Origin of the sequence: Bradyrhizobium sp. AZCC 1577, assembly GCF_036924575.1 — a bacterium.
In the GTDB taxonomy this organism is placed as follows: Bacteria; Pseudomonadota; Alphaproteobacteria; order Rhizobiales; family Xanthobacteraceae; genus Bradyrhizobium.
Genome location: NZ_JAZHRQ010000001.1, coordinates 2,171,927 through 2,196,596 on the forward strand (window position 1 = coordinate 2,171,927; position 24,670 = coordinate 2,196,596).

Below are 24,670 nucleotides of genomic sequence, written 5' to 3' on the forward strand. Positions count from 1 at the left end.
AATTCAACCGCCTGAAAAGCCGATGGCATGCCCGAACGAGCCGAAGCCGCCGCGCTGCACCGAATGCGAGCCGGAATCGGAGGAGGAATGGCTCGAGGAGGAGTAGTCGCTGCTATAGTAACCGCTGCGCGACGAGCCGCCGCCGGAGCCGCCGCCATGGCCCGAGGAAGAGCTGTGGGAGGAGCACTCGGCGGTGTTTTGCGTCGGCGATGCCAAGTGCGGGTTTGGTTGCTCGCAAGTGCGGCTCGGCATCAGCGTGTAGGCGGTGGCGCCGACGGCAAACGTGCCCATGAGCAGGAGTGCGACATGGCCCGAACGCTTGGCCGGCGGCGGAACGGGACGCGGCGCCGCCGGCACCGAGACCGGTTTGCGCTTGCCGAATTCAGGCTCTGAATTGTTCGCCATGGTCAGTAGGTCATGCAAGCGGCGTTGATCGCGCCGGCGGCCAGCGAGGACAGCCCGAGCCAGATCGCGGCGGCGAGTTCGCCCGATGCGATCCGCTTCGACAGGTTCGGCACCGGAACCCTGACGAGGTAATAGACGATGATCTGCACGATCAGCGCGATCGCGGCCCAGATCAGGCAATCCCAGACATTGGCCGAATGGGTGATGGCGCTGACCAGCGGCAGCACGAAGCCGAGCAGGCTCAGGCCCAGCGCAATCGCGGCGGCCGGCTCATTGGCGCGGATCAGATCGAACTCGTTGTGCGCGGTGATGCGGGTATAGACGAAGAGGTAGGCAACCACGGCAACGATCGCCGTGCAGAAATACACCAGAAACGCCGGCAGCCCGGCGAGGGATTGCAGGATCATTGAATTTCGCCCCAACTCGTGCGTTCCGGCAGGTTCGCACGATCTGTCAGTCGACGCATCGGGGCAGGCGGTTCAATCCCAAACAAAAACCCCGCCATTTCGGGCGGGGTTCGCAAAACTTCCATGGCGGCCTTGATTCAGCCGACTACTCCTTGACCTCGATCTTGCCCTTCATGGCCGGGTGCAGGCCGCAGATGTAATCGTAGATTCCGGCGTCAGTGAGGGTGAGTTGGGTGGTCTGGCCTTTCAGCGCGATTGACGAGCGCTGCGCCTTGGGGCCGGTGATCGTGACCTGGTGCGGCGAGGAGTCAGTGTTGTGCCAGGTGATGGTCTGGCCCTTGCTGACGACGACGGTCTCTGGCCCGAACTTGAAGTCGGAGATTGAGACCACGCCGGGCCCCGGCGCAGGCTTTGCCATGGCGCCTTCAGGCGTACCCTTCAGGCCTGCCAGCGAGATAACGAAATCCTGCCCGGCATGCGGTTTGTGGCAGGTGAGGCAGGCCGTCAAATTGGCCTTGTCGTTGACTTTCTTGTCCGGGCCAAACGCCTGATACTCCCATTCGCCGTTCCGAATGTCGTCCTTGTACTCGGTGCCCCAGCCGTCGCGCTTTTCCATCACCGTGTAAGCAACGAGGTCGCCCTTCTGGAAACGACCGTTGGCATCCTTGAGAGGCTCGCCGGCCGCATCGAGCTGCGCCTTGTACTGCACCAGCGTCAGCACCGTGCCGCTCGGGATCGGCTGCCCCTTGCGTACCGCATCGACGGCTGCCGGCGTCGCATAGAGCTCGCGATACTGCTTGTTGTCGTAGCGATCGACCGTGGCGTAGAGCGTGCCCTTGTCGAAATTCTCCGGGAAGGCGACCTTGTCGCCGCCGGCGAGCGCCGAATAGCCGATGAGTGCGCCCGATGCCGATCCGAGCGCGACAGCGGCAGCCAGCCTGACGTTTTTCATGACTTCCCCTCGTTTGCGGACAACTCCGTCAAGTACGAGACACCGCGAAGCGGGTTTCAATCCAGGGAAGCTAATTTGTCGCGTGGCAGTGGCCCAAACAAAAACCCCGCCATTTCGGGCGGGGTCCAGCCGGGAGGAGTGAGCCTTGCGGCTCGCCGTAAGCCCTGATCAGGCGGGGATGCGCTCGTCTGCCTCGTGCGGCTCGCGCAGCACGTAGCCGCGGCCCCACACGGTTTCGATGAAGTTGCGGCCTTCGGAGGCGTTCGCGAGCTTCTTGCGCAGCTTGCAGATGAAGACGTCGATGATCTTCAGCTCGGGCTCGTCCATGCCGCCATAGAGGTGGTTGAGGAACATTTCCTTGGTGAGCGTGGTGCCCTTGCGGAGCGAGAGCAGCTCCAGCATCTGGTATTCCTTGCCGGTCAGGTGCACGCGCTGGCCACCGACCTCGACCGTCTTGGTATCGAGATTGACCACGAGATCTCCGGTCTGGATGACCGACTGGGCGTGACCCTTGGAACGGCGCACGATCGCGTGGATGCGGGCAACCAGTTCGTCCTTGTGGAACGGTTTGGTCATGTAGTCGTCGGCACCGACGCCGAGACCTTTGACCTTGTCCTCGATGCCGGCGAGGCCGGAGAGGATCAGAATGGGAGTCTTGATTTTCGATACCCGGAGCTGCTTGAGCACGTCGTAGCCGGACATGTCGGGCAGGTTGAGGTCGAGAAGGATAATATCGTAGTCGTAAAGCTTACCTAGATCGACGCCTTCTTCTCCGAGATCCGTCGTGTAGACGTTGAAACTCTCGGATTTCAGCATCAATTCGATCGACTGCGCGACGGCGCTGTCATCTTCTATCAGCAAAACGCGCATGCCAGTCCCCTTTAGTCCGCCGCTCCGGGCGTCAGGTCGGCCGCACTTGCGGCACTCAAAACGCCTTTAACAACTGATTCGGATCCTGACAGACACATGGTTAACAAAATCTGATTCCGGTTCGCAAGCTCTTTAAGTGCAATTTCTAACGAATCGCCCTAAGATGTTGCTCGGAAGCAGCTTTTCTCCATAGTGCCCACTCAGGTTCCAGATTAAGAGGCGGGCCTAACCGACTCCCGCGTTTAGCCCTTCTTCTGACGGGCAAGCGCTTTCAGTCACCAAAGACAGTGACGCAATGATTAATGATGCGGGTAAACACGAGGTTAAGCGCGGTTTCTTAAAGTGCGGAAACTTAAGGTTTTCGCAATGAAGGCGCTCGCGGAGCAGATCGGCGATATCGACAGCGTCAATATATATGGCCGCGTTGTGGGCGTGCGCGGCCTGATGGTCGAGATCGCAGGGCCCATTCATGCGATGTCGGTCGGCGCCCGCATCGTCATCGAGACCGGCGGAAGCCGCTTCATCCCGGCCGAGGTAATCGGCTTTTCCGGCAGCAATGCTGTCGTGATGCCGTTCGGTGGACTCGACGGCGTCCGGCGTGGTTGCCGCGCGGTCATTGCGACGGCGGCAAGCCAGGTGCGGCCGTCGCCGGCCTGGCTCGGCCGCGTCATCAACGCCATGGGGGAGCCGATCGACGGCAAGGGGCCGCTGATGCAGGGCCCGTCGCCCATGCCCTATCGCAATGCGCCGCCGCCGGCGCATTCGCGCAAGCGCGTCGGGGCGCCGCTCGATCTCGGCGTGCGGGCGCTCAACACGTTCCTGACCTGCTGCCGCGGCCAGCGGCTCGGCATCTTCGCCGGCTCCGGTGTCGGCAAATCGGTGCTGCTGTCGATGCTGGCGCGCAATGTCGATGCCGATATCACCGTCATCGGCCTGATCGGGGAACGCGGCCGCGAGGTGCAGGAATTTCTGCAGGAGGATCTTGGCGACGAAGGCCTGGCGCGCTCGGTGGTGGTGGTGGCGACATCGGATGAGCCCGCCTTGATGCGGCGGCAGGCCGCCTACCTGACGCTGGCGATATCAGAATATTTCCGCGACGAGGACAAGGACGTGCTGTGCCTGATGGATTCGGTCACGCGCTTTGCGATGGCGCAGCGCGAGATCGGGCTGTCGGCCGGAGAGCCGCCGACCGCGAAAGGCTATACGCCGACGGTGTTCACGGAGCTGCCAAAACTCTTGGAACGGGCAGGGCCGGGCACCGGCGTCGGCACCATCACTGCCATTTTCACGGTCTTGGTCGATGGTGACGACCACAACGAACCAATCGCGGATGCGGTGCGTGGCATTCTGGACGGTCACATCGTTATGCAGCGCTCGATTGCAGAGCGCGGACGGTTTCCCGCGATCAATATTCTCAAATCGGTCTCGCGCACCATGCCGAGATCGGCCAATCCCGACTATCTTCCCATAATCATGCGGGGCCGCCAGGTGATGGCGACCTACGCCGACATGGAGGAACTGATCCGGCTTGGCGCCTATCGGGCAGGCTCGAGCCCGGAGGTCGACGAGGCGATCCGGTTGCACGAGCCGCTGGAAGCCTTTCTGCGCCAGGCCAAGGACGAAAACTCGAGCCTTGATGACGGCTACCGCCAATTGGCGCAGATCCTCGCCAATTTGGAAACGGAACGCTAACTTTGTCAGGCCATCATCCCCGGCACATGATTAATGACGCCGGTGGGGTCCCCCGAGGGAGCCGGCTCCGTCCCGCGTTCAGATTGGGACTTCTGGGGAGTATGAGTCGATGAAGTCACGAGAAACGCTGATCCGCCTGAAGAAATTTCAGGTCGACGAGAAGCGCCGAAGGGTTACCCAGATCGAAGGCATGATCGCCGACTTCCAGCGCATGTCGGTCGATCTCGAGCGCGAAATCCAGACCGAGCAGGAGCGGGCCGGAATCAACGACCCCTCCCACTTCGCCTATCCGACCTACGCCAAGGCCGCGATCCAGCGCCGGGAAAACCTGACCCGCTCCGCCGACGAACTGCGCATCCAGCTCGAGGATGCCAAAAGCCTGTTGAGCGAGGCGTTCGAGGAATTGAAAAAGGTCGAACTGCTCGACGAGCGCGACCAGGCGCGCGAGCGCGCCGAGGAGAGCGCCCGCGAACAGGCCGACATGGACAGTATCGGCCTGATGCGCGCCCGGCTTGGCGTCGCCTGACGCTTCTCACACTCATCGGTCGAAGGAATCGAAAACCCGGGCCACAAGGCCCGGGTTTTTTCTTGGTGGTTTTCTTGGCGGATTGCCCGGAATCGGCGACTTGGTGCCCAGTTTGACGCAGGGTATGCTACGAAACTTCTCGATTGCTCCAGCGTACGACGCGATGGAGGACCGAGATCGATCTTGGGGGTCGTTGAATGCTGACGCCAGCGGAGCTGGTCTGGCTGATTGCCGCGGTGGCGAAGGGGGATGAGGCCGCTTTTGAGCGCCTTTACGCCGCCACGCGCGCGAAACTCTTCGGCGTCGTGCTCCGTATCTTGCGGCGTCAGGACCTCGCGGAGGAGGTCATTCAGGAGGCTTACGTCAAGATCTGGAACAGCGCGGGACAGTTCAACCCGGCGCTCGCTTCGCCGATCACGTGGATGGCGTCGATCGCGCGCAACCGGGCGATCGATGTGGTGCGCAAGAAGAGCGAAAGCTCGATCGAGGAGGAGCCGACCGCCATGGAAGTGGCGGCCGAGTCGCCCGATCCGCTGGCGCGGCGCGAGATGACAGAAGAGTTGAAGCGGTTGCTGGAATGCGTCGGCCGCCTGGAGCCGGATCGGCAGAAGCTCGTGCTGCTCGCCTACTACAACGGCTGGAGCCGCGAACAGCTCGCCGCCAAGTTCGAGACACCGGTGAATACGGTGAAGACGTGGCTGCGCCGCAGCATGATGGAGATAAGGGAGTGTCTCGGACTAGGGTCCGGGTCTTGAACGATGGCCTATAGCGAAGACCATATCGCACTCGCTGCGGAATATGCGCTCGGCACCCTCGATGCCGACGAGCGCGCGCAGGTCGAGACCATGATGGCCGTCGATGCCGAATACAGCGCGCTCGTTCACGCCTGGGAATACCGCCTTGGCGTCTTGAACCAGATGGTCGGTTCGGTCGAGCCGCGGCCGATCGTGTGGGAAAACATCAAGGCCGCGATTGGAAGTTCCACGGAAGCGCAGGCGCCGCTGACGCTGCCTCAGGCGCCGCAGCCTGCGCCTCCGGCCGAGCCCGTGGTGGCCGAGGCACCGCCAGCCGTCACGGCGCCGGGCGTGGCAGACAATGCGGTTGCGGACAGTTCGAACGTCATCCAGTTGACGGGCCGCGCGAAGCGCTGGCGCAATGTGGCTTCCTTTGCCACCGCAATTGCCGCATCACTTATCGCGATGCTGGCGGTGCAGGTCTATCGGCCGGAACTGTTACCGGAGGCGCTGCGGCCCAAGCCGCGCATCCAGACCGTCGAGGTGAAGACGCCGGCGCCACAGCCGACACCCTCGGCGCAATATGTCGCGCTGCTGCAGCGTGACGGCGGTTCGCCCGCGTTCATCTTGACAGTCGATGCGGCGACGAAAAATTTCACCGTCCGCAAGGTCGGGGCCGATGCCGAGCCGGGCAAGAGCTTTGAGCTCTGGCTGATTTCCGACCGCCTGCCGCAACCGCGCTCGCTCGGCGTGATCGGCGGCAGCGAATTCACCGCGCGCCCGGCGCTCGCCACCTACGACGCCAGTACGATCAACACCGCTCTCTTTGCGGTGACGGTCGAGCAGGCCGGCGGCTCGCCGAGCGGCCAGCCGACCTCGGCGCCGGTCTTTAGCGGCAAGCTGATCGAGACGGTACCGGCTGCTCGCTAGCGCCTGCTGGGGCGGAGCAGCACGCCAACAAAAAAGAAAACGCCCGTGGGGAGCGGGCGTTTTCGCAGTCAACTTGGGGGTAGTTGGGGTCTTATATATCCACGTGGCGACTTTGGGGGGCTGTAAAGAGCCGCGTGAATTCCGTGAATTCCTGTTTTCGGATTCCTCCGTTAACGTACGACTGAGTTACCGGAACTGGTGATCGCCACCGGCTTGCCGGCCTTCATCACGCGCGTGCTCGCGGTCTGGGTGAGACCTTCATCCGAGCTGTTGCGCGCGGAGATGCTGAACCCGGCGACCACGACACCTGCCACGAGGGCCACGACCACGATCTTGAGATGGGTCGTGCGATCCGCGCTGTAGATCGAATGGTTCATGGAAGTCTCCTGCCGACTCCGGCCTAACGGATTTGTTGGATGCGTCCGCAGGCTGGTTCAACGTCTCGCGTCAGGAAACGTAGGACTCCGGGATCCGTTTCCAAAGGAGCGATCACAAGGCGGTGAAAAGACTTGAACGGCCGCGATCGGAACGCCTGCGGCGATCGCCGGAAATGAATAAATATTCAGTTTCTGTAATAGCTTATGGGGAGATCACCGCTTCTCAAGGCCGAATGGTGCCGTATCGGCCATTTTCGACAAACCAGTTGCCTGTGGCGAAAAGGCTTCGCCATTTTCGCCGGTGATTTGCGCCGCGCCCGCCGCCAAACTAGACGCTACCGACCGTCTTCAGCCGCGCGCGCGGGTGAATTTCCGCCTGCGACAACACGGTGGTTTGCGAGCGGAACCGCTCGACCAGCGAGCGCACGAACGGGCGGATTGCAGCGGAGGTGACCAGCACCGGCGCCTCGCCCTCGCGCGCTGCCTGCTCGAAGGCGTTGCGAACGCTGGTCATGAACTCCGAGAGTTTTGAGGGCTGCATGGCGAGGCTGCGCTCTTCGCCCTGGCCCACGATCGATTCCGCAAACGCCTGTTCCCACCGCGCCGACAGCGCGATCAGCGGCAGATAACCGTTGTATGTGGTATTCTGTGCGCAGATCTGGCGGGCGAGGCGGGCGCGGACGTGCTCGACCATGGTGGCGGGGTTGCGCGAGAAGGCGAGCGCGTCGGCGATGCCTTCGAGGATGGTGGAGAGGTCGCGGATCGAGATCCGCTCGGCCAGGAGAAGCTGCAGCACGCGCTGGATGCCCGACACCGTGACCTGGCTCGGCACGATGTCCTTGACCAGTTCGCCCTGTTCCTTCGGCAGGTCCTTCAAGAGCTTCTGCACCTCGCCATAGGACAGCAAGTCGCTCATGTTGTTCTTGAGCAGCTCGGTGAGGTGCGTCGACAGCACGGTCGCGGCATCGACCACCGTGTAGCCCTTCAGCGAGGCCTCTTCCTTCAGTGCGGCATCGACCCAGGTGGCCGGCAGACCGAACGTCGGCTCGACGGTGTGGATGCCGGGCACGCCGACCTGGTTGCCGGCGGGGTCCATCACCATGAACTGGTTCGGCCAGATTTTGCCGGTGCCGGCGTCCACTTCCTTGATCTTGATGACGTAGGTATTGGCCTCGAGCTGGACGTTGTCGAGGATGCGCACGGCGGGCATCACAAACCCCATTTCGATCGCGAGCGAGCGGCGCAACGCCTTGATCTGCTCGGTCAGGCGGTCGGTGCCGTCAGGGCCGTTGACCAGCGGCAGCAGCGCATAGCCAAGCTCGATCTTGAGGTCGTCGATCTTGAGCGCGGTGGCGATCGGCTCTTCGGCCGCGGCGTTGGCGGCCGCCGCCGCGAGATCGGGCGCAGCGGCCGCGGCGGCCTCGGCAGCCTTGGTGACGTTGTTGTGGTTTCGCGCTTTCCAGGCCAGCGCCGCGGCGCCGCCGCCGAGCGCCAGGAACGGCAGCATCGGGATGCCCGGCAACAGCGCCAGCACCAGCATCACGCCGGCCGACATGCCGAGCGCCTGCGGGTAACCCGAGAGCTGCTTCATCAGCGCCTTGTCGGCCGCACCGGTGATGCCGGCCTTCGACACCAGGAGGCCCGCGGCGGTGGAGACGATCAGCGCCGGCACCTGCGTCACCAGGCCGTCGCCGACCGTCAGAATGGTGTAGGTACGGGCGGCGTCGCCAAAGCTCATGCCCTGCTGGGCGACGCCGATGATGATGCCGCCGATCACGTTGATGAAGACAATCAAGAGGCCCGCGATCGCGTCGCCGCGGACGAATTTCGAGGCGCCGTCCATGGCGCCGAAGAAGCCGCTTTCGTCCTCGAGTGCCTTGCGGCGCTCCTTGGCGGTCTTCTCGTCGATCAGGCCGGCGGAGAGATCGGCGTCGATCGCCATCTGCTTGCCCGGCATGGAATCCAGTTGGAAGCGGGCGGCGACTTCGGCGATGCGCCCCGAACCCTTGGTGATGACGACGAAGTTCACGATCACGAGGATCGCGAACACGATAATTCCGATCACGAAATTGCCGCTCATCACGAAATTGCCGAACGCTTCGATGACATGGCCGGCGGCGGCCGTGCCCTCATGGCCGTGCGACAGGATCAGGCGGGTGGAGGCCATGTTCAGCGACAGCCGCAGCATGGTCGAGATCAGAAGCACGGTCGGGAATGCCGAGAATTCCAGCGGCGCCTGGATGAACAGCGACGTCATCAGGATCAGGATCGATACCGTGATCGAGATCGCCAGGAACAGGTCGAGCACGATCGCCGGCAGCGGCAGGATCAGCACTACGAGGATGACGAGGACGCCGAGCGCCAGCGCCAGATCGCCGCGCTTCAGGATATCGCCGATTTCGCTCAAGGACGGAAACTTGCCGCCCGTGCCTGCGCCGCCCTGACCCGCCGTGACATCGACCATGGTAGCCGCTTCCCCCCGCGTCTGCCGCCATCGGGCGCCAGACGTCTTGGCGGCGGCCGAAGGGCCGCCGTTCCGAAAGTGAGGCACCGCACTGGCGTCCACGGGGTTCCTCCCGTTTTACGCGGCCGACGACACTCGACTTCACCCGGCAATTTTTGCCCGGTGTATGGTTAGCAAAGGGTTAACGGGGGAGGTTTGGCCCGGTTATTCCGACGCCGATGGCTTTGCCGCCGTAAGTCGCTCCACATTTTCCTGTCATACCCGCGAAGGGCACACTGACCGAATTGTTCGGCGCCGGCGGAGAGACGGTGTGGATGCAGCCGCCGTTCTTCTGCGATTACGGCTCGAACATCGAACTCGGCGAGCGCGTCTTCTTCAACTTCAATTGCGTGGTGCTCGACGTATGCCCGGTAAGGATCGGCGACTTCACGCTGTTCGGCCCGGCGGCGCAAATTCTGACGCCGATGCACCCCTGGAACGCCGAACAGCGCTGAAAGGAAGAGTTCGGCAAGCCAATCGAAATCGGATCGGACGTATGGGTCGGCGGCGGAGCGATCATTCTGCCGTCCGGATCGGATCGCGGGCAGTGATCGGCGCGGGAAGCATTTGTGACGCGGGACATTCCTGAGGGCGTGTTTGCTGCAGGCAATCCTTGCCGCACCGTCCGGGAAATCACCGAGCAGCGATCCTGTTCCTCCATTTAACGTTCAGGAACATCTAGGCCGGCGGGTTAACCTTGTTGGCAAACAGACTGTACGTGGGTCGGTTTGTTACGCGAGCCGCCGCCAAGTTGCCGCATTGGACCGGAGAATTTTCACTGCCACTAAACAAAGTGGAGGAGCATCATGCTGAGAATGATGTTGTTGGGCCTCCTCATCCCATTGGGTGTTGGCGTGCTCGCGGCAATGGAACTCAGAACTCCTGCGCGTAATGCACTAGTGGTCGTCCAGCCCGTTACCGAGACAACCGTAGGCGTTTCCGATTCACATATTTCCGATTCACATGCTGCGTTGGCGAAGGCTGATCGACTTGAATTTGCCGCTGCGAGCAGCGAGACGCCAGCGCAGCATGCTCTAGAGCATGATCCGGACCCAGAGGGCAGCGTTCGCGAAAAGTCGGTACCGGTTTTCCCTCGCGACAAACGCGGAACGCGTTTGCGCGAAGATCATGCTCAAATCAAAGAGATAGGGCAGGATGACGATTCGAAGAAAAGTCATCATGCTCTGGTCGACGAACGCATTTCTCCGCCGCAAGGCATCAGTGTCGGTTCTTCGGAGCCCCCGAGGATAATCAACCGCCATCGGCACGATCGCAAATCAAAGAAGGTCACGACCGCCGCCGCTCCTAAGCCGAAGCCAAAGACAACCGATATCAGGCGAACTACCATTTCCGAGCGGCGAAAGACCGCCAGCGACACCGAGCCCTGTCGGCTAAGCGCGTTTGGTGGCTTGCGCAAGGCTTTGAATTCAGTCGACTGCGAAATCTGATTATCGGAACGGCTTGAAGCTGCTTCTAACGAGCCACTTCTCGCCGCCGCCCGTCATGGATTCCATCCGCCGCTGCCATAGGGGCGGGTGATGATTTCGAGGAGGTGACCGTTGAGATCCTCGAAGTAGACCCCGCGTCCGCCGTCGTGACGATTGATCTCGCCGGGCTGCTTGCGCGCCGGATCGGCCCAGTAGGCAAGCTTGCGTTCCCGGAACCCGACCGAAAATCTCGTCGAACTCGGCTTCGCTGACCAGAAAGGCGTAGTGCTGCGGCGCGATTTCGTCGGTGTCCATGTAATCGAGAAAGGCTCCGTTTTCGGTAGCGACCATCTCAAACGGCCCCCAGTGCTTCGGGGCTGGAAGGTTCAATATATCGGTCAGGAACTTCGCGGAAGCCTTGCTGTCGCGCGCCGACAGGATCGTGTGGTTGAAATGGACCGCCATGTTCGCTTCTCCCTAAAGATTTTGCGCTGCGCGCCGCTGGTTTGTTCGATCCATAAAGAGAGCTTCTCGACAGCGCGAACAACGAGCCTTTGCTACCGGCTGTCTTCAGGCGCCAGAATGGATCGGACGAGGCGGCTGACCTCGTTCGAGTAGCCGCAGCTCAAGCCTTGCTGCCAAACGGGTCCACGCCTAACCAGCACACCTTCGGTTGAGTTCCATTCGTTGGAATGCAGTCAAATGATTTTGGCTGCCGCGCGGCAGGAGACGAGGGGGCGCTACGCGGCCTCACGGAAAACGATGCGTGGGGGAGCCGAAACGAAAACCGAACAGCATTTGCGTCCTCGGAGCTACGCTTCGCGCCAGCCGATTGAAGTCATTCCTTCATGCCAGGGCCGCGCGCGAGTGCCGCCGATTGCTGCAGGCTGATGCCATGGGCGAGCGGGTCGGCGTGGCGATGCACCAGGTGCCACTCGGTCCCGTCCCGCCGATAGACGAGCGTAACGCGCAACGCCCATTCCTGTGCGGGCAGCTCCCCGACCTCGACATGGTCCCGTTCGATCAGCGCGAGAACCACCATGTCGGCCGAGCCATAGGATTGGACGACCTCCTGCTTGTGGGTGCCGTTCTTGAAGAACCGTCCCACCCTGTCCCAGGTCTCGGACGTATACTGCGAGCCGTGCGAGGGTGGCCCGCCGAACGGAGACATCAATGTGAAATCGTCGGTGATGGCGATCATCGTTCGGTAAGTCTCTGCGTCTCCCCGCATCAGCGCCGCGTTCGACACTTCGGAATGCTTGATCAGCTTGGCGACCGCATCTTCTGCCGCGGCCGGCTGCGCTGCTGCGAGCGGCAGACCCGCCATCGCCGGGATGGCGCGACGCCGGGATAACGCCGGAGGCGAGCCCGCGCCGGACGTCATCGGTGATTTCTTCGACATGTAAGCACCCCAGTGTTGAACGAACCCGTGTGATGAGCGAGGCGCTAGATGACCCTTTGGGTATCGTGAAGCCAGTGATAAAGTCTCAGCACCATGCTGAAGCCGGCTCAGCTCCTGCGCATCGATCTCAGTCTCCTGGTGTTGTTCAGCACCGTGCTCGAGGAGGGTCATGTCGCGCGCGCGGCGGAAAGACTCAATCTCACACCCTCGGCCGTCAGCCATGGGCTGCGCCGGCTGCGGCATCTCCTGCATGATCCGCTGTTCCTCAAGACGCCCGGTGGCGTGAAGCCTACGGACCGTGCCCTCGCACTTGCCGGTCCAGTTGCTGAGGCTCTCGCGCGTGTCGATGGAATCATGTCGATGGCCGGGCCGTTCGACCCCGGAGGCACGCGGCGATGCTTTACCATCGGTGCGCCTGATGCATTGGCGGCCATCTTCCTCGGCCCTCTCGTTTCCCGCTTGGCCCGCGAGGCGCCGGGTGTCGACATCCGGTTGCTGCAGCTCATGCCGCAACATCACGGCAAGCCGACGAGCCAAGTCTGGCAAACCACACTCACGGAGCTCGACTCCCACCGGCTCGATCTTGCAATACTCCCGATCGGCCCGTTGCCGCCCCGTTTCGCCGAGCGGTTGCTGTTCGAGGAAGACTTCGTCGTCGCCATGCGAAAAGGTCATCCACTGGCGCGCGCACCAAACCTGGCAGCATACCTGAAGGCACGGCACATGCTGGTTTCGGCTATCGGCGATGCGCAGGGAGTCGTCGATGCCATGCTTGCCGAGCGGGGGCATTCGCGGCGCGTGGCGCTGACGGTTCCGAATTTCATGATGGCGCTGGTTCAACTCGCCGAAAGCGATCTGGTTGCGACCTTGCCGCGAAGGCTGGTCGAGTACCACGCCGCGCGGTTCAATCTGGTGGTGCGCCCGGTGCCGTTGCCCTGGCGGCCCGATCCGATACGCCTCGTCGCATCGCAGGCCGCGATGGCCGATGCCGGCCTCGCTTGGCTGTTCGAGACGTTGGCGAGCTGCATAAGTACGAGCACCGGTTCGCGCTCGAGGCAAGAACGGAGGCGTCGCAAGCCGTGTTGACCTGGAAGCTGCGAATTTACGGTGACACCCGTTCAGTGGAACGGCTTCGGTGACTCTGACCTGATGTTGTCTCCAGAACTTGGGGTGCAAGTAGCGCGCACAAGCAAAGCAATATGCGGGACTCGGCATAACCAACCCGGATGTCGCTCCGCTCATCGGGCTACGCTTGCTGTACGAGGGAGAACCGCGCAAAATCGCTCATGCGCCGCAGGTCAACTCGTCGAGTAATACCTTTGTGGCTTTCAGATCCGCGGTCTCGAAGCCCTCAGTAAACCAGCTAAAGAGCGGTGCGAGCAGCGCGCAGGCATCCTTGCGCCGCCCCAAATCACACCACAGGCGCGCCAAGCTGCGGGCGGCGCGGAGCTCGAGCGACTTGGCGCCTTGTGCGCGCGTTATTGTCATAGCTCGCGCAAGGCAGGCTTCGATCTCGGAGGCTGATCTCCCTTGCACCCGCATGAGCTCCCCCTTGATGCGTGTAACTTCGCCCTCCCACATGTGTTCGTGATTGTTGGCGATGAGGTACTCCACCTCCGCAACGATCCGTAGCCCTGGTTCGGCCTGGCCGACTTGCGCATAGGCCGCGGCGAGCATGCAGAGATACCGGGCTTGATACCAACTGACGCCGAGAGCCGCGCGGCGCTCGGTATTCTCACACATGAGCGCGATACCCGACTCTGGGGCGCCCTGCTGTACCATAGCCCAGCCGCGAAGAATCAACCCATTCACGCGCCAATAGCCAAGGCTGTGCCGATCGGCCAGTTCAATGATCGCTTCGGCATGGGCTTTCACGCCTGAGACATCGCCGAGCAGTTCGTCCAAACCCGCGCCAGCGAAATTGTGGACATGCGCCGTGAGGTTGGCCTGGTCCAACTCCGCGGCGCAGTGGAACGCTGCGGTACTCGAGCGGCGCGCTTGCTCGGGAAAGCCCAGAATCCAGAGGACGGGTGCAAGATAGGTGAGAGCCGACACTTTCGGGTCGTGAACGTAGTGCACCGGTTGTGATCGATGCCGGCGTGCGTCGTAGAGGCGCAAGATCGCCTCAAATTCGGACCGTGCCTCGGCAAACTCGCCGAAGTGCATGGCCGTGATCCCGGCCAAGCGGTGACTGGCAAGACGGATAAGCGGGCTTGGAAGGCGCTCCGCTACACGACAGGCCTCGTCGGTTAATCGCCGCATCGCGGAATAATCGCCCCGCACGAAGTAATAGACGAACTCACCGCTGAGGGTCGCGACGAGAGGCTCGGCCTCGCCGAGACGTTCGCAAAGCGCGCGTGCACGGCCATAGGCGGCGCCTGTCTGTGGGGCGGAATAGCCGTATACGGCGATCATGGGAGTACCGATCGCGATCTGAAAAGCGAGCTCCTGCCGATCCCGCTCGAAATTTTCCGGTAGCGTGTTCAGCGCCTCCAACCCTCGGGTGAGATGCCGGATTGCTTCGAGATTGGCCGAACGTTGGGCAGCGCTTTCGCCTGCTTTCAGCCAATAGCCGACGGCACGTTCAATTTGGCAGGCTTCAGTATAGTGGTGCGCCAGTAGCTCGGGCTCGCGCGCCACGCGGTCCGGGAAATCCCCCTTGAGGGCACCGGCGATGCGCGCGTGCAACCGCTGTCGATCGCTGCGGAGCAGCGTGCTGTACGCCGCATCCTGCACCAGAGCGTGTTTGAAGCTATAGGCGGCCTCCGGCGGCGTGCCGTACTGGAACACCAGTTCCGAATGGACAAGCCGCGCCAAGCTGTCTTGTGCCTCCCTCTCGGTGAAGGCAACGACAGCCGCGAGCAGTTCGTATGAAAACTCGCGGCCAATGGCCGCTCCGATTTGCGCCATTTTCTTCGGACCTGGCCCGAGTCGGTCAAGCCGAGCCAACAACGAGGCGTGGAGGGTTGCGGGTACGGTTAGCGCCGATCGCGACGTTGCCGCGCTCGCATCTACGCCGTTATGTCGACTGGCTTGCGCTTCTACGACAGCCTTCGTCAATTCCTCGATGAAAAGTGGCACACCGTCGCTGCGCTCGATGATCTCTTCCGCTGTATGCCCGGGGAGCGCTTTGCCGCCTGCGACACACTGCACGAGGGTCGCACCCTGGCGCCGGTCGAGGCGGCTGAGGGCGAGCATCGTGACGTGTGACTGCCCGATCCATGGCGCCTGAAACTCGGGCCGGAATGTAATCAGCAACAGCACAGGCAGGTCTGCGACGCGATCGACCACGCGATCGAGGAACTCGCGTGAGCTGGGGTCGATCCAATGGACGTCCTCGTAGACCAACAATACCGGCTGGCTCTGCGCGAGGACGACGAGCTGGTGGAGCAACAGCTCGAATGTCTCCTCTTTTTTGCGCTGCGGATTTAGCACGCTCGGTGAGTACAGATCGTCAGCAGGAATGTGTAGCAACTCGGCGATAAGCGGCAGACCCGCAATCGTCGACGAAGTCGGCGAGAGCAGTGCCTCGATCTTGCGAAGCTTCATCTTTGGTGTATCGCCCCGCTCGAAACCTGCCGCGTGTTCGAGTTGCACGATCGTCGGGTGCAGCGCGCTATCCTGGTGGTGCGCCGAGCACGAACAGCTCAGCCGGACGTGGGGCTCACCACGCACCCGCTCCAGGAGGGCAGCGGTCAGGCGCGACTTGCCAATGCCAGGCTCGCCGGAGAGCAGGATCACCTGGCCCGCACCGGATCTTGCCTGTATCCAGCGCTCGACCAGCAGCTCGATCTCTTCCTCACGCCCAACAAGTGGCGTGAGAGCGGTCGCCGGATGCAGTGCTTCGAATCGGCTTTCGATCGTGCTCTCTCGTTGCACGCACCACGCACGCACAGGCTCAGCAAAGCCCTTTAGCTCGACCATGCCGAGTTCGTCATATTCGAAGATCCCGCTCGTCAGCCTGTGCGTGTTCGCGTCTATCACGACGCTGTCCGGCTCCGCCAAAGTTTGCAGTCGCGCCGCAAGATTTGGCGTCTCGCCCACTACACCGCGCTCCTGGGATTCTCCGGCGCCGATGAGATCACCGACGACGACAAGACCCGTGGCAATACCCACACGGACCGCCAGTCTGCCGCCGGGCGCAGCCGGCGCTGACCGCGCCATTGTCACAATCTGCAGGCCGGCGCGAACAGCTCGCTCTGCGTCGTCCTCATGCGCCTGCGGGTAGCCGAAGTAGACCAAAACTCCGTCGCCCATATACTTGGCTACGAAGCCATCGAACTTCCCCACCATCCTCGCAACGTCTTTGTGGTAGCTGCTGAGCACCTCGCGCAGGTCTTCCGGATCAAGCCGAGACGCAATCGCGGTCGAGCCGACGAGATCGCAGAACATGACAGTGAGACGCCGGCGTTCGGCACCGGCTAATGCCGGCTTGGCAGCCGCATTTTCGGCTCGTTCCAGAGGAGCGGCACTGGTCAAAGGAGCGCCACAGAAACCACAGTAGCTATTGCCGATCGGATTCTTGCGACCGCAGGCGCCGCAACGCTGCGGCAGCGGCGCGCCGCAGTTCCCGCAGAATCGGTTGCCACCCTGATTGGTGCTTCCGCAGCTTGGGCACTCCATGCTCGCCCTCCAGCTCGGAACAGGGCGGCAGTGTAGACGAAGGTCTGGCTGGAGGCCAGCTCTCCGCGCTCGGCCAAAGACGAGGCATCGCGTCGCAATACTGAAGCGATTTTGTACGCAGGGTTGTGACGATCGCAAACGACGCTCCCGGGCGTCTCGTCTACGCGAGCGTTCCCTTTCAGCTCTGCTGCAACGCTTGAGCTTTTTCAGACGTGTGTTTCTTAGAAACCGGTCGCCAGCTCAATGATCCATACGTTCGAAGAACCTCGGCGCTCCACCCATCCCACGTACTGCCTGACCACGCGAAACCTAGTCTACCTCTTCTCTAACAGCCGACATCGGACGGACCTCGCGAAGCGCCGAAGGACGGGCGGCCTTAAATCACGTGGCTCAAATGATCACGTGCAAAGCCGGCAAGGCTCAACGCTCGCGCGCAGATTCGCCTGAAAAAATAAGCCCTTAATGGTGAACGAGCTCACACCAGGAGCTCGAGCGGCAGGTCCATTTTGCTGGCCTCGGGACGATCCAGATGCACGACCGAATTACCATCCCCAAGTTCGTGGTCGGCGAGCTGCCGGAGCTGAGAGACCACGACCGCGACCTGCGAATAGATGCCTGCCGAGGCATCGCGCTGTGGTTCATCTTTCTTGACCATGTTCCCAACAACATCGGAGCTTGGCTGACGCTGCGGAACTACGGCTTCAGCGATGCCGCGGAAGTGTTCATGTTCGTCTCGGGCGTAACCTGCGCGCTGGCTTACGGCAAAGCATGGCGCTGCGAGGGCTGGACCGGAGTGATCAGCCGAACGCTGCGGCGAAGCTGGGACATTTATGTCGCATTTCTGCTGCTCACGCTCGCCTGCGCCATCCTGGTTCACCTCGCAGGCACGGGCCGTATTGCTGACGAGAGCAATACGCGTATCTTGTTGGACCATCCGGGCGCAACGTTCGCGCGCGCGGCGATCCTGCAATACCGTCCGGTCAATACCGACGTGTTGTCGGTCTTCGTGCTTCTTCACCTCCTGTTCGCGCCGCTGCTGTGGCTGCTGCTGCGAGCGCCGAATGCAACGCTTGGCGCCTCGCTGGCGCTTTATGTGCTGGTGCATGTCTTTGGCTGGACCGTCCCGGCCTGGCCAAACGGCCACTGGGCCTTCAATCCGCTGGCCTGGCAATTGCTGTTCGTGCTTGGCGCGTGGTGGATGATCGACGTCAAGAGACACCAGCCGTGGGTGACGTCACGCACGACGCTTGTGCTTGCCATCCTGTATCTGCTCTTCACCCTGGTCATCGCATTGAGCTGGCGCATCAAGCCGCTGGAAGCACTGATCCCGCAGGCGCTGGCGAAACTATTTTATCCATTGGACAAATCGAATCTCGATCCATTGCGACTGCTGCATTTTTTGGCCCTTGCGGTTTTGGCGTCATGGCTCGTGCCCCGCAAGTGGCGAGGGCTGACGACGCCGGTGATGCGCGGCGCGATCCTCTGTGGCCAGAACTCGCTGCCAATCTATTGCGTCGGCGTTCTCTTGACGTTCGCCAGCTACGCGGCGCTGCTCAACATCTCGGACGGACTTGCGATGCAGATAGCATTGAGTATCGCTGGCATCGCAGCGATGATCGTGACCGCAACACTGCTAAGCTCGATCAGCATCAAACCCAGGCAGCGATCGCAACAGTAACGCGCATCGTTGCACATGCGATCCATGTGGCGCTATACATTCCCCATGTCCCGCGATTTTCGCCTTGATCGCACTCCCGTCGACGTTCTCAACTATGAGATCGCCCAGGACCAGGCCGTTGCGCTTGGACGGATGGGGCGAGCGCTGGAAGCGGCCCTCGCCAGGCTGCGGGAGTTCGATGCCACCCAACCACGCTCGGGCGCGCCGGCGTCAGCGCAGCAGGCACGGCGCCTGCTGGTGACGGAGGCAGGCCACGCGCTCTGGATGTTCGTGGTGCAGCGAGAGGCGTGTGGCTTGCGCGACAGCCGCCCTGTCATGCGCGACTACAACGTGCCGAACGAGGTGCAGCAGTGCATGGGGGTAGTCCCTGCCACATCGATGCTGTCAGCAACATGACTTGCTGAGTTTCGACCGACCCATCGAGTTCGAGATGAGTAAGAAGCGGCCTCGGACGTTCGTGCGGCTGCCCGGCACTCGCGCCCCGATCTCGTTTTCCAGGCCAGAATGAATCCACCGCCTTGCCGGATTTGAGCCCTATTGTGACCCAGGTCACGGCCAAAGGTCGTTTCCAAGGGGGCGCAACTTCGGGGTTCCTATGTCCGGTCATTTGCGATCTTGCACCGCCGCTATTGTCCTTCTCGCAAGTCTCCCGACTTCGCCTGCATCTTCGAATCCGCTTGCAGACTTGTTCAATGTCTCTCCTCCGCAGACAGCCCCTGCGCCTGCTCCCGCGGAAAAGGAAAGCGAGTGCTTGCCACGACCCGGTACGTCGACGGCGGAAGGTCAGCGCTGGGTCTATCGTACTGAGGGGCGCCGCAAATGCTGGTTCCAGGCTGCCGAGGGGGCCGCGACGGTGAAGCAGGTTCGTCATCGCGTCGCGAAGCCTCGTGTCGCCACTGCCGAGGAGAATGAGGCCGCGCGGACCAAGCAGAAGGCGGTCATGGATGCGCGTGCAGAGCTGCTGCGCTCCGCACCGGCGGAAACGTCTCAGCCGACGCCACCCGCGCCCGAGCCCAAGATGGTCGATGCCGCTTCCGTCCCGGCTACGGCGGCCGCAGCCTTCGTGACGCCGGCAACCGTCGCCAACCGCGCGACCGATCAGCTCACGCCTGACCACCCCACGCCGCGCCGGCTCGACGCGGAGACACTTCTGGCAGCCCAACCGGCGCCAAGCGAGGCGGTTGCGGTCTCCGTGCCTCCGGCCGCACCGGTCGCCTCTCCGATCGCCGAGGCGGCTGATGACGGCTGGGGCTGGATGGCAACCTGGCTTGGCGCGCTGCTGATGGCGCTGGGGCTCGCCTCCGTCTTGGCCTCGAGCCGGACCCTTCGGGAGGCCGTGCTGTTGCGCGATTAATCGGGAGCAGTGGCTGTCCTATGCAGGCAGTGGCCAAGTAATCTCCCTGACTTTCAGCTCCCTATAGCATCGCGCATTGGCCTGGATGCTTCTAGTCGATGTCCGACTACTGGTAGCCACGACCGTGCTCTCGATTGCAACGGCTACTGCTCTTCAGCCCAATCCGTTTTCTCGCAGCTAAGGCAGCGGAGGAGGCGAAAGCTCTTGCCCTGGCGACTGTCGAGGATCACCACGGGCCGCGCTATGCCGCCGCAATGATTGCAAGTTGGATGTTGAGGCGGCTGGCACCGCCCGGCGTCGCTCGCATCTCGTACGTTACTCACCGCACCCTCCTCTAAGGGCGACTCACGCAAGACGAAGCGCACACTGGTTCCAAGAACGCGTCCGGGTCGGCCTTCGATCAAAACAAGCGCGAGTTGTCGTGAGAACGGCAGGCGACCGGCTGAAATCAGCGTTAACTCGACAACCGACGTCAGTGAGCACAAAAGCCGAAGCCAAGAACCAAGCGCACCGTCAATTTTCTAATCTAAAAGCCAGATCCTTCCGCTCCATAACTCATCAAAAGTGTCAGGAACGTAATTCGGCGCCCGGGCTTGCACGGCTTCCTCCGGTGCCCACGCTTGCACGGCTTCTTTCGGTACCCACGCTTGCGCGTCTTGTGGATTGAAACGCTTTGTCACAACGTCCTTGAGCGACGGTTGCGCGGCCACGCCCTTGGGCCACTCCAGCAAGGCTTTCGAAAGCCCCGGCTTGCCTTCGTACCAGCATTTTCGTCCGTCGATGAGACGATACGACCACCATTTTCCATTCGGATTTGACGGCGCCGCGGCGCTGCATTCCTGTTTCGCTTCCGCACCTGGAATCCCCAACAACAACAGCGCAGCAACGAAAGCCGTCAGAGCCATTGATGAGGGCTGCTTGCTCATTTGCGTGGCTCGAAGCAACTACGTTGCTGCAAGCGGCTCACAGCAGCCATCACATCGGGACGTTCGAGAACTTCTACCAATTTGTCGAGGATACGCTCACTGTTCTGCGGCCGGGGTTGCAGGTATTCTTCCAGTATGAGTTGCGCCTCGCCAATCGCCCGAATAGCCAATTGTTGATCAGTCATACGCGTTACTCGTTACTCACAGCGCCCCCGCTAAAAGAAAGAAGGCAAATCAAGACCCCATTTGGGTTTCTCCACGTTTTTTCTTCAGAGTTCCATCAATTTTTATTTCAATGTTTGGCAGGAGCCCTGCCGAACTATGTGGATGGAACTTGTCTACTGGGCGCAGACGGATTGCGGCCGCGATGGTTGTGGTTGCGATCTTTCAAGCCGCTATCTTGCGGCGAGATGGAAAGATCGGACCGCCTCCGGCCGTGAGTGACTGTCTTCTGAACTCGGATGTGCGCCAAGAAATCCTGCGTGGGGAAAACTCCGCTTAGGTCAGCGAACTGCATTGTGCGACTCGGCAGTCCGTGCTGGCTTCCTCGAAATTTGAGTCTGGTTTGCGGGGCAAGGAAGTTGAGCCAGTTTTCCTTTATGCTTCTGCTCGTGATGTCCCTGATGCTCACCGTGTGCGTCGGAGTGGCAGCTTGGCGCGTGTCCGACGACTGGCCGGAAGTTACCGGAAGCACTTCGCCGGCATTCGTCCACATGCATTGAAAATAAGGGCCTCAACTCCTGACGGAGCTAAGGCCCTTGCTGCAGCAGATACAGCCTGACGCTCACACCGGGCTGACGCCGGGATGCTGCGCGCATCCCACCCGGTCATGGCAAATGTTGGCCGTGCGTTAGCCGATAGGTTGCGCAACAGGAATGTAGGCGCACCACCGCACTACGATCCCGCGCGAGCGGGCGGCTCAATCGCAATAGCTCCACCCGCCATAGCCGTCGTCGCATCGCGCTCGGGCACGATACGGCACAGGCAGCGGCGGCCGCGGCGCGTATTCGCCCGCATAGTCGTATTCCTGCGCGTAGTAGCGTTCGCGATAGACTGGCGCACGTTCGACGTAGACGGGCTGCGCGGGGTAGGGCGTTCCGTACTCGCCATAGACCGCTGCCGGTGCGCGATATGCGGGGTCCGGCACACCGTAAGAGCGATATTGGTAACCGGGTTCCGCGTACGGCCGATAAGCCGGTCGCGGGCGCACATTGATGTTTGCGGAAGGCGCGTAGATTCCGCCTGGCGCGACGTAGACGGATGACGACAGATCGCTGGCCGCGGCGGCCCCGGAACACAGGACGACGAAAGCCAGCGTGAGCGATGATCGGTACATGTGTGAAGCCTCCAACTACTCAAGCCGCGCCAGCCAGCGTGGTTAATTTTCGCTAAACAAATCGAGCTGCGCAATGATATTTTGCGCGAAGAAGTGTGCCATTTCTGGACTGCGCACACATTCGCATCACGAGTTGGAGAACACTGCGTGATGCGATCGCAATCACGCAGTCTGGCAGTTGAATGTGAATGCCCAGCATAGCAGCGTCATTGCGACCCGTTGGCTCCTCGCAATGACGGCTCGAGGATTGCTTTTATGAACGACTTCACCATCCGCACGATGCGGCCCGACGAGATATCGATTGCAATCGACTGGGCCGCGGCTGAAGGCTGGAATCCAGGTCTTGCCGACGACGCCTGCTTTGCGTCTGTCGATCCGGAAGGCTTTTTCATCGGCGAGATCGATGGTGCGCCTGTCGCGACCATTTCCTGCGTCAATTATGAAGCGAGCTTTTCCTTTCTCGGCTTTTACATCGTGCGGGCAGATTTGCGCGGCAAAGGTTACGGCTTGCGGATGTGGAATGCGGCCATCGCGCATGCCGGCGCGCGCGTGATCGGACTCGATGGCGTGACGGCGCAGCAGGACAATTACAGGAAGTCCGGCTTTCAGCTTGCTTACGCCAACGTCCGCTATGGCGGCATGGTCGCGGCGCGGAGTGTGCCGCAGGCCGGGGTGATTGACCTGAGCGAAGTTCCGCTGGCTGACGTGGAAGCAGACGACGCAACGGTGTTTCCCGCGCGACGGCCGGCGTTCCTGCGGACCTGGATTGGCTCGCCCGGACATGTCGGGTGCGCGGTCGTGCGCGATGGACGGCTTGTGGGTTGGGGTGTGATCCGGCCGTGCCGGAAGGGTTTTAAGATCGGGCCGCTGGTGGCCGACGACCGCGCTACGGCCGAAGCGGTATTGTCCGCTTTGCTCGCCAAGGTGGGCGGCGGCGAGATTTTTCTGGACGTGCCCAGCATCAACCGCGACGCGGTTGCGCTGGCGGAAGGTTTTGGGCTCGCGCCGGTGTTCGAGACGGCGCGTATGTATACCGGCGCAATCCCGCCGCTGCGGCTGGAGCGGGTGTTCGGGGTGACCAGCTTTGAGCTGGGATAGGGGATACAACCGTCATTGCGAGGAGCGGAGCGACGAAGCAATCCATCTATCCCCGTGCGGAGAAATGGATTGCTTCGCTTCGCTCGCAATGACGATGGAGTACGCATCGCCTTGAAGCGAATACTACCGGTCGCTCACCCGCTCATCCCGTGACGCGCGCCGGGACGCCGAAAAAATCTCCCAGCTCACCATGAAGATCGCGGCGATCAGCGGACCGATGACGAAACCGTTGAGGCCGAAGACGTCGATGCCGCCGAGCGTCGAGATCAGCACGACATAGTCCGGTAGCTTGGTGTCCTTGCCGACCAGGAAGGGGCGCAGCACATTATCCACGAGGCCGATGACCAGCACGCCATACGCGATCAACCCGAGGCCCTGCCAGATCGCGCCGGTGGCGAGAAAGTAAATCGCGACGGGGAGCCACACCAGGCCGGCCCCGATCGCCGGCACCAGCGACAGGAACGCCATCAGCACCGCCCACAACAGCGGCGCGTGAACGCCGAGGAACCAGAACGCCAGGCCGCCGAGCGCGCCTTGCGCAATGGCTACCAGAACACCGCCCTTGACGGTGGCGCGAACGACGTCGGCAAAGCGGCTGAACAGCGCGGTCTTGTGGTCGGCGCCGAGCGGAACGGCCTCCTTGATCCGATCAGCCAGCACTCGCCCGTCACGCATCAGGAAGAACATCAGGTACAGCATGATGCCGAGGCCGATCACGAACTCGAACGTGTTCACGCCGATGCTGAGCGCCTGCGGCGCCAGGATCTGGCCGCCCTTCATCAGGCTGGACGACAAGGTCTCGCGAAGCCCTGAAAGGTTGGTCAGGTTAAGCCGCTCGAGCCAGCCGATCACCCAGGCCGGCAGCGCATCGAAGATGCGCTGGACGTAGCCGGCGAGATCATATTCGCCCGACTGGATTTTGCCGAACAGGCTGGTGGCTTCGCGGACCAGCGAGGCCGCAACGATGGCGAGCGGCAGGATCACCATCGCGATGATGAGCAGGACGGTCACCAGCGCCGCGAGGTTCGGCCTGCCGGGCATCGACCGCAGGAGCGCGCGGTTAACCGGCGCAAAGATGACGGCGATAATGATCGCCCACAGCACGGCGCCGTAAAACGGCTGCAGAACCACCCAGGCGAAAGCCAGCGTAACGGCAAGCAGCAGGAGGCGGAAAACCTGTTCGTCAATTCGTCGCACGGGCGTCTCGCTGGTTCCTTCCATATGGCCGCGCGGCCGTTCGGTGCTTGTCGCACGGCCACGATGAAAAGGAAATGCAGCAACCATTGAACCCTCATGGTGAGGAGGCGCGAAAGCGTCGTCTCGAACCATGTGGCCCGGCTGGGGTGCCATTCATCCTTCGAGACGCGCGAAGGCGCGCTCCTTAGGATGAGGTCTGGCAGGAATTGGAGGATGAGCAAAGCGCATGGCGC

24 protein-coding genes are annotated in these 24,670 nt (G+C 62.0%); 11 read left to right on the forward strand and 13 right to left on the reverse strand.

Features of this window, described 5'->3' with window-relative positions; all coding sequences use genetic code 11:
- Nucleotides 1-3: 3 nt before the first annotated feature.
- The 4 genes from V1278_RS10195 to ctrA all read right to left on the reverse strand — a co-directional run bounded on the left by V1278_RS10195 (nucleotide 4) and on the right by ctrA (nucleotide 2,634).
- Nucleotides 4-405, reverse strand: coding sequence for a hypothetical protein (locus tag V1278_RS10195; RefSeq protein ID WP_334380606.1), 402 nt, complete (start codon nucleotides 403-405; stop codon nucleotides 4-6).
- Nucleotides 406-407: 2 nt separating this feature from the next.
- Nucleotides 408-812, reverse strand: a complete 405-nt coding sequence (locus tag V1278_RS10200; RefSeq protein WP_213289180.1) for a DUF350 domain-containing protein — start codon at nucleotides 810-812, stop codon at nucleotides 408-410.
- 145 nt (nucleotides 813-957) lie between these two features.
- Nucleotides 958-1,764 (reverse strand): cytochrome P460 family protein, encoded by an 807-nt coding sequence (locus V1278_RS10205; protein WP_334380607.1) that lies wholly within the window; start codon nucleotides 1,762-1,764, stop codon nucleotides 958-960.
- 168 nt (nucleotides 1,765-1,932) lie between these two features.
- The gene (gene ctrA / locus V1278_RS10210) at nucleotides 1,933-2,634 is read right to left on the reverse strand and encodes a response regulator transcription factor CtrA (protein ID WP_016848562.1); all 702 of its coding nucleotides are present in this window, start codon (nucleotides 2,632-2,634) and stop codon (nucleotides 1,933-1,935) included.
- 366 nt (nucleotides 2,635-3,000) lie between these two features.
- Here ctrA and fliI point away from each other — a divergent pair, with 366 nt between their 5' ends.
- The 4 genes from fliI (at nucleotide 3,001) to V1278_RS10230 (ending at nucleotide 6,516) form a co-directional block, all read left to right on the forward strand.
- The gene (fliI, locus tag V1278_RS10215) at nucleotides 3,001-4,326 is read left to right on the forward strand and encodes a flagellar protein export ATPase FliI (protein WP_334380608.1); all 1,326 of its coding nucleotides are present in this window, start codon (nucleotides 3,001-3,003) and stop codon (nucleotides 4,324-4,326) included.
- Nucleotides 4,327-4,435: 109 nt separating this feature from the next.
- Nucleotides 4,436-4,852 (forward strand): flagellar export protein FliJ, encoded by a 417-nt coding sequence (fliJ, locus tag V1278_RS10220; RefSeq protein ID WP_057842912.1) that lies wholly within the window; start codon nucleotides 4,436-4,438, stop codon nucleotides 4,850-4,852.
- A gap of 197 nt (nucleotides 4,853-5,049) precedes the next feature.
- Complete coding sequence (locus V1278_RS10225) at nucleotides 5,050-5,607, forward strand: sigma-70 family RNA polymerase sigma factor (protein WP_028347245.1); 558 nt, start codon at nucleotides 5,050-5,052, stop codon at nucleotides 5,605-5,607.
- Between the two features lie 3 nt (nucleotides 5,608-5,610).
- Nucleotides 5,611-6,516 carry an anti-sigma factor gene (locus V1278_RS10230; RefSeq protein WP_334364764.1) on the forward strand — a complete coding sequence of 302 codons (906 nt, stop codon included), beginning with the start codon at nucleotides 5,611-5,613 and terminating at the stop codon, nucleotides 6,514-6,516.
- A 170-nt stretch (nucleotides 6,517-6,686) separates the two neighbouring features.
- On the opposite strand, the gene V1278_RS10235 is transcribed toward V1278_RS10230, so the two are convergent.
- Nucleotides 6,687-6,893 (reverse strand): hypothetical protein, encoded by a 207-nt coding sequence (locus V1278_RS10235; RefSeq protein ID WP_334364763.1) that lies wholly within the window; start codon nucleotides 6,891-6,893, stop codon nucleotides 6,687-6,689.
- Nucleotides 6,894-7,221: 328 nt separating this feature from the next.
- Nucleotides 7,222-9,357 (reverse strand): flagellar biosynthesis protein FlhA, encoded by a 2,136-nt coding sequence (gene flhA, locus V1278_RS10240; RefSeq protein ID WP_334380609.1) that lies wholly within the window; start codon nucleotides 9,355-9,357, stop codon nucleotides 7,222-7,224.
- A gap of 314 nt (nucleotides 9,358-9,671) precedes the next feature.
- Between flhA and V1278_RS10245 the strand changes: the two genes are divergently transcribed.
- Entirely contained in the window at nucleotides 9,672-9,851 is a 180-nt protein-coding gene (locus V1278_RS10245; RefSeq protein ID WP_334380610.1) for a hypothetical protein, read from the forward strand.
- 351 nt (nucleotides 9,852-10,202) lie between these two features.
- Nucleotides 10,203-10,844 (forward strand): hypothetical protein, encoded by a 642-nt coding sequence (locus V1278_RS10250; protein WP_334380611.1) that lies wholly within the window; start codon nucleotides 10,203-10,205, stop codon nucleotides 10,842-10,844.
- Here the strand turns inward: V1278_RS10250 and V1278_RS10255 are convergent, their stop codons facing one another.
- Nucleotides 10,845-11,288, reverse strand: a complete 444-nt coding sequence (locus V1278_RS10255; RefSeq protein WP_334380612.1) for a hypothetical protein — start codon at nucleotides 11,286-11,288, stop codon at nucleotides 10,845-10,847. It lies immediately after the preceding gene.
- A 373-nt stretch (nucleotides 11,289-11,661) separates the two neighbouring features.
- The gene (locus tag V1278_RS10260; RefSeq protein WP_334380613.1) at nucleotides 11,662-12,225 is read right to left on the reverse strand and encodes a YybH family protein; all 564 of its coding nucleotides are present in this window, start codon (nucleotides 12,223-12,225) and stop codon (nucleotides 11,662-11,664) included.
- 93 nt (nucleotides 12,226-12,318) lie between these two features.
- On the opposite strand from V1278_RS10260, the gene V1278_RS10265 reads away from it, so the two are divergent.
- Entirely contained in the window at nucleotides 12,319-13,311 is a 993-nt protein-coding gene (locus V1278_RS10265) for a LysR family transcriptional regulator (protein WP_334380614.1), read from the forward strand.
- A gap of 198 nt (nucleotides 13,312-13,509) precedes the next feature.
- On the opposite strand, the gene V1278_RS10270 is transcribed toward V1278_RS10265, so the two are convergent.
- Entirely contained in the window at nucleotides 13,510-16,848 is a 3,339-nt protein-coding gene (locus V1278_RS10270) for an adenylate/guanylate cyclase domain-containing protein (RefSeq protein WP_334380615.1), read from the reverse strand.
- A 529-nt stretch (nucleotides 16,849-17,377) separates the two neighbouring features.
- Between V1278_RS10270 and V1278_RS10275 the strand changes: the two genes are divergently transcribed.
- From V1278_RS10275 to V1278_RS10285, 3 genes are all read left to right on the forward strand, one after another.
- Nucleotides 17,378-18,526 carry an OpgC domain-containing protein gene (locus V1278_RS10275; RefSeq protein ID WP_334380616.1) on the forward strand — a complete coding sequence of 383 codons (1,149 nt, stop codon included), beginning with the start codon at nucleotides 17,378-17,380 and terminating at the stop codon, nucleotides 18,524-18,526.
- A gap of 45 nt (nucleotides 18,527-18,571) precedes the next feature.
- Nucleotides 18,572-18,922, forward strand: coding sequence for a DUF6665 family protein (locus tag V1278_RS10280; RefSeq protein ID WP_334364755.1), 351 nt, complete (start codon nucleotides 18,572-18,574; stop codon nucleotides 18,920-18,922).
- Nucleotides 18,923-19,277: 355 nt separating this feature from the next.
- Entirely contained in the window at nucleotides 19,278-19,880 is a 603-nt protein-coding gene (locus V1278_RS10285) for a hypothetical protein (protein ID WP_334380617.1), read from the forward strand.
- Nucleotides 19,881-20,401: 521 nt separating this feature from the next.
- On the opposite strand, the gene V1278_RS10290 is transcribed toward V1278_RS10285, so the two are convergent.
- The 3 genes from V1278_RS10290 to V1278_RS10300 all read right to left on the reverse strand — a co-directional run bounded on the left by V1278_RS10290 (nucleotide 20,402) and on the right by V1278_RS10300 (nucleotide 22,142).
- Nucleotides 20,402-20,806: a hypothetical protein gene (locus V1278_RS10290; RefSeq protein ID WP_334380618.1), complete on the reverse strand. Its 405-nt coding sequence runs from the start codon at nucleotides 20,804-20,806 to the stop codon at nucleotides 20,402-20,404.
- Complete coding sequence (locus V1278_RS10295) at nucleotides 20,803-20,991, reverse strand: hypothetical protein (protein WP_082637412.1); 189 nt, start codon at nucleotides 20,989-20,991, stop codon at nucleotides 20,803-20,805. Before V1278_RS10295 ends, V1278_RS10290 begins: the two co-directional genes overlap by 4 nt.
- 734 nt (nucleotides 20,992-21,725) lie before the next feature.
- Nucleotides 21,726-22,142, reverse strand: a complete 417-nt coding sequence (locus V1278_RS10300) for a hypothetical protein (protein WP_334380619.1) — start codon at nucleotides 22,140-22,142, stop codon at nucleotides 21,726-21,728.
- A 255-nt stretch (nucleotides 22,143-22,397) separates the two neighbouring features.
- On the opposite strand from V1278_RS10300, the gene V1278_RS10305 reads away from it, so the two are divergent.
- A complete protein-coding gene (locus V1278_RS10305) occupies nucleotides 22,398-23,240 on the forward strand; it encodes a GNAT family N-acetyltransferase (protein ID WP_334380620.1) in 843 nt (280 codons plus the stop codon).
- 123 nt (nucleotides 23,241-23,363) lie between these two features.
- Here V1278_RS10305 and V1278_RS10310 read toward each other — a convergent pair whose 3' ends face one another.
- Nucleotides 23,364-24,437, reverse strand: a complete 1,074-nt coding sequence (locus V1278_RS10310; RefSeq protein ID WP_334364750.1) for an AI-2E family transporter — start codon at nucleotides 24,435-24,437, stop codon at nucleotides 23,364-23,366.
- Nucleotides 24,438-24,670 lie beyond the last annotated feature (233 nt).

Excerpts from the sequence above, each read along its gene's own strand:
- V1278_RS10200 (WP_213289180.1), bottom strand. The coding sequence starts at position 812 with ATGATCCTGCAATCCCTCGCCGGGCTGCCGGCGTTTCTGGTGTATTTC.
- V1278_RS10255 (WP_334380612.1), bottom strand. The coding sequence starts at position 11,288 with ATGGCGGTCCATTTCAACCACACGATCCTGTCGGCGCGCGACAGCAAG.
- ctrA (WP_016848562.1), bottom strand. The coding sequence starts at position 2,634 with ATGCGCGTTTTGCTGATAGAAGATGACAGCGCCGTCGCGCAGTCGATC.
- V1278_RS10290 (WP_334380618.1), bottom strand. The coding sequence starts at position 20,806 with ATGAGCAAGCAGCCCTCATCAATGGCTCTGACGGCTTTCGTTGCTGCG.
- V1278_RS10275 (WP_334380616.1), top strand. The coding sequence starts at position 17,378 with ATGCACGACCGAATTACCATCCCCAAGTTCGTGGTCGGCGAGCTGCCG.
- V1278_RS10225 (WP_028347245.1), top strand. The coding sequence starts at position 5,050 with ATGCTGACGCCAGCGGAGCTGGTCTGGCTGATTGCCGCGGTGGCGAAG.
- V1278_RS10195 (WP_334380606.1), bottom strand. The coding sequence starts at position 405 with ATGGCGAACAATTCAGAGCCTGAATTCGGCAAGCGCAAACCGGTCTCG.
- V1278_RS10235 (WP_334364763.1), bottom strand. The coding sequence starts at position 6,893 with ATGAACCATTCGATCTACAGCGCGGATCGCACGACCCATCTCAAGATC.
- V1278_RS10205 (WP_334380607.1), bottom strand. The coding sequence starts at position 1,764 with ATGAAAAACGTCAGGCTGGCTGCCGCTGTCGCGCTCGGATCGGCATCG.
- V1278_RS10295 (WP_082637412.1), bottom strand. The coding sequence starts at position 20,991 with ATGACTGATCAACAATTGGCTATTCGGGCGATTGGCGAGGCGCAACTC.
- V1278_RS10305 (WP_334380620.1), top strand. The coding sequence starts at position 22,398 with ATGAACGACTTCACCATCCGCACGATGCGGCCCGACGAGATATCGATT.
- V1278_RS10270 (WP_334380615.1), bottom strand. The coding sequence starts at position 16,848 with ATGGAGTGCCCAAGCTGCGGAAGCACCAATCAGGGTGGCAACCGATTC.
- V1278_RS10245 (WP_334380610.1), top strand. The coding sequence starts at position 9,672 with ATGCAGCCGCCGTTCTTCTGCGATTACGGCTCGAACATCGAACTCGGC.
- V1278_RS10230 (WP_334364764.1), top strand. The coding sequence starts at position 5,611 with ATGGCCTATAGCGAAGACCATATCGCACTCGCTGCGGAATATGCGCTC.
- V1278_RS10265 (WP_334380614.1), top strand. The coding sequence starts at position 12,319 with ATGCTGAAGCCGGCTCAGCTCCTGCGCATCGATCTCAGTCTCCTGGTG.
- fliI (WP_334380608.1), top strand. The coding sequence starts at position 3,001 with ATGAAGGCGCTCGCGGAGCAGATCGGCGATATCGACAGCGTCAATATA.
- V1278_RS10260 (WP_334380613.1), bottom strand. The coding sequence starts at position 12,225 with ATGTCGAAGAAATCACCGATGACGTCCGGCGCGGGCTCGCCTCCGGCG.
- V1278_RS10250 (WP_334380611.1), top strand. The coding sequence starts at position 10,203 with ATGCTGAGAATGATGTTGTTGGGCCTCCTCATCCCATTGGGTGTTGGC.
- V1278_RS10300 (WP_334380619.1), bottom strand. The coding sequence starts at position 22,142 with ATGTACCGATCATCGCTCACGCTGGCTTTCGTCGTCCTGTGTTCCGGG.
- fliJ (WP_057842912.1), top strand. The coding sequence starts at position 4,436 with ATGAAGTCACGAGAAACGCTGATCCGCCTGAAGAAATTTCAGGTCGAC.
- V1278_RS10280 (WP_334364755.1), top strand. The coding sequence starts at position 18,572 with ATGTCCCGCGATTTTCGCCTTGATCGCACTCCCGTCGACGTTCTCAAC.
- flhA (WP_334380609.1), bottom strand. The coding sequence starts at position 9,357 with ATGGTCGATGTCACGGCGGGTCAGGGCGGCGCAGGCACGGGCGGCAAG.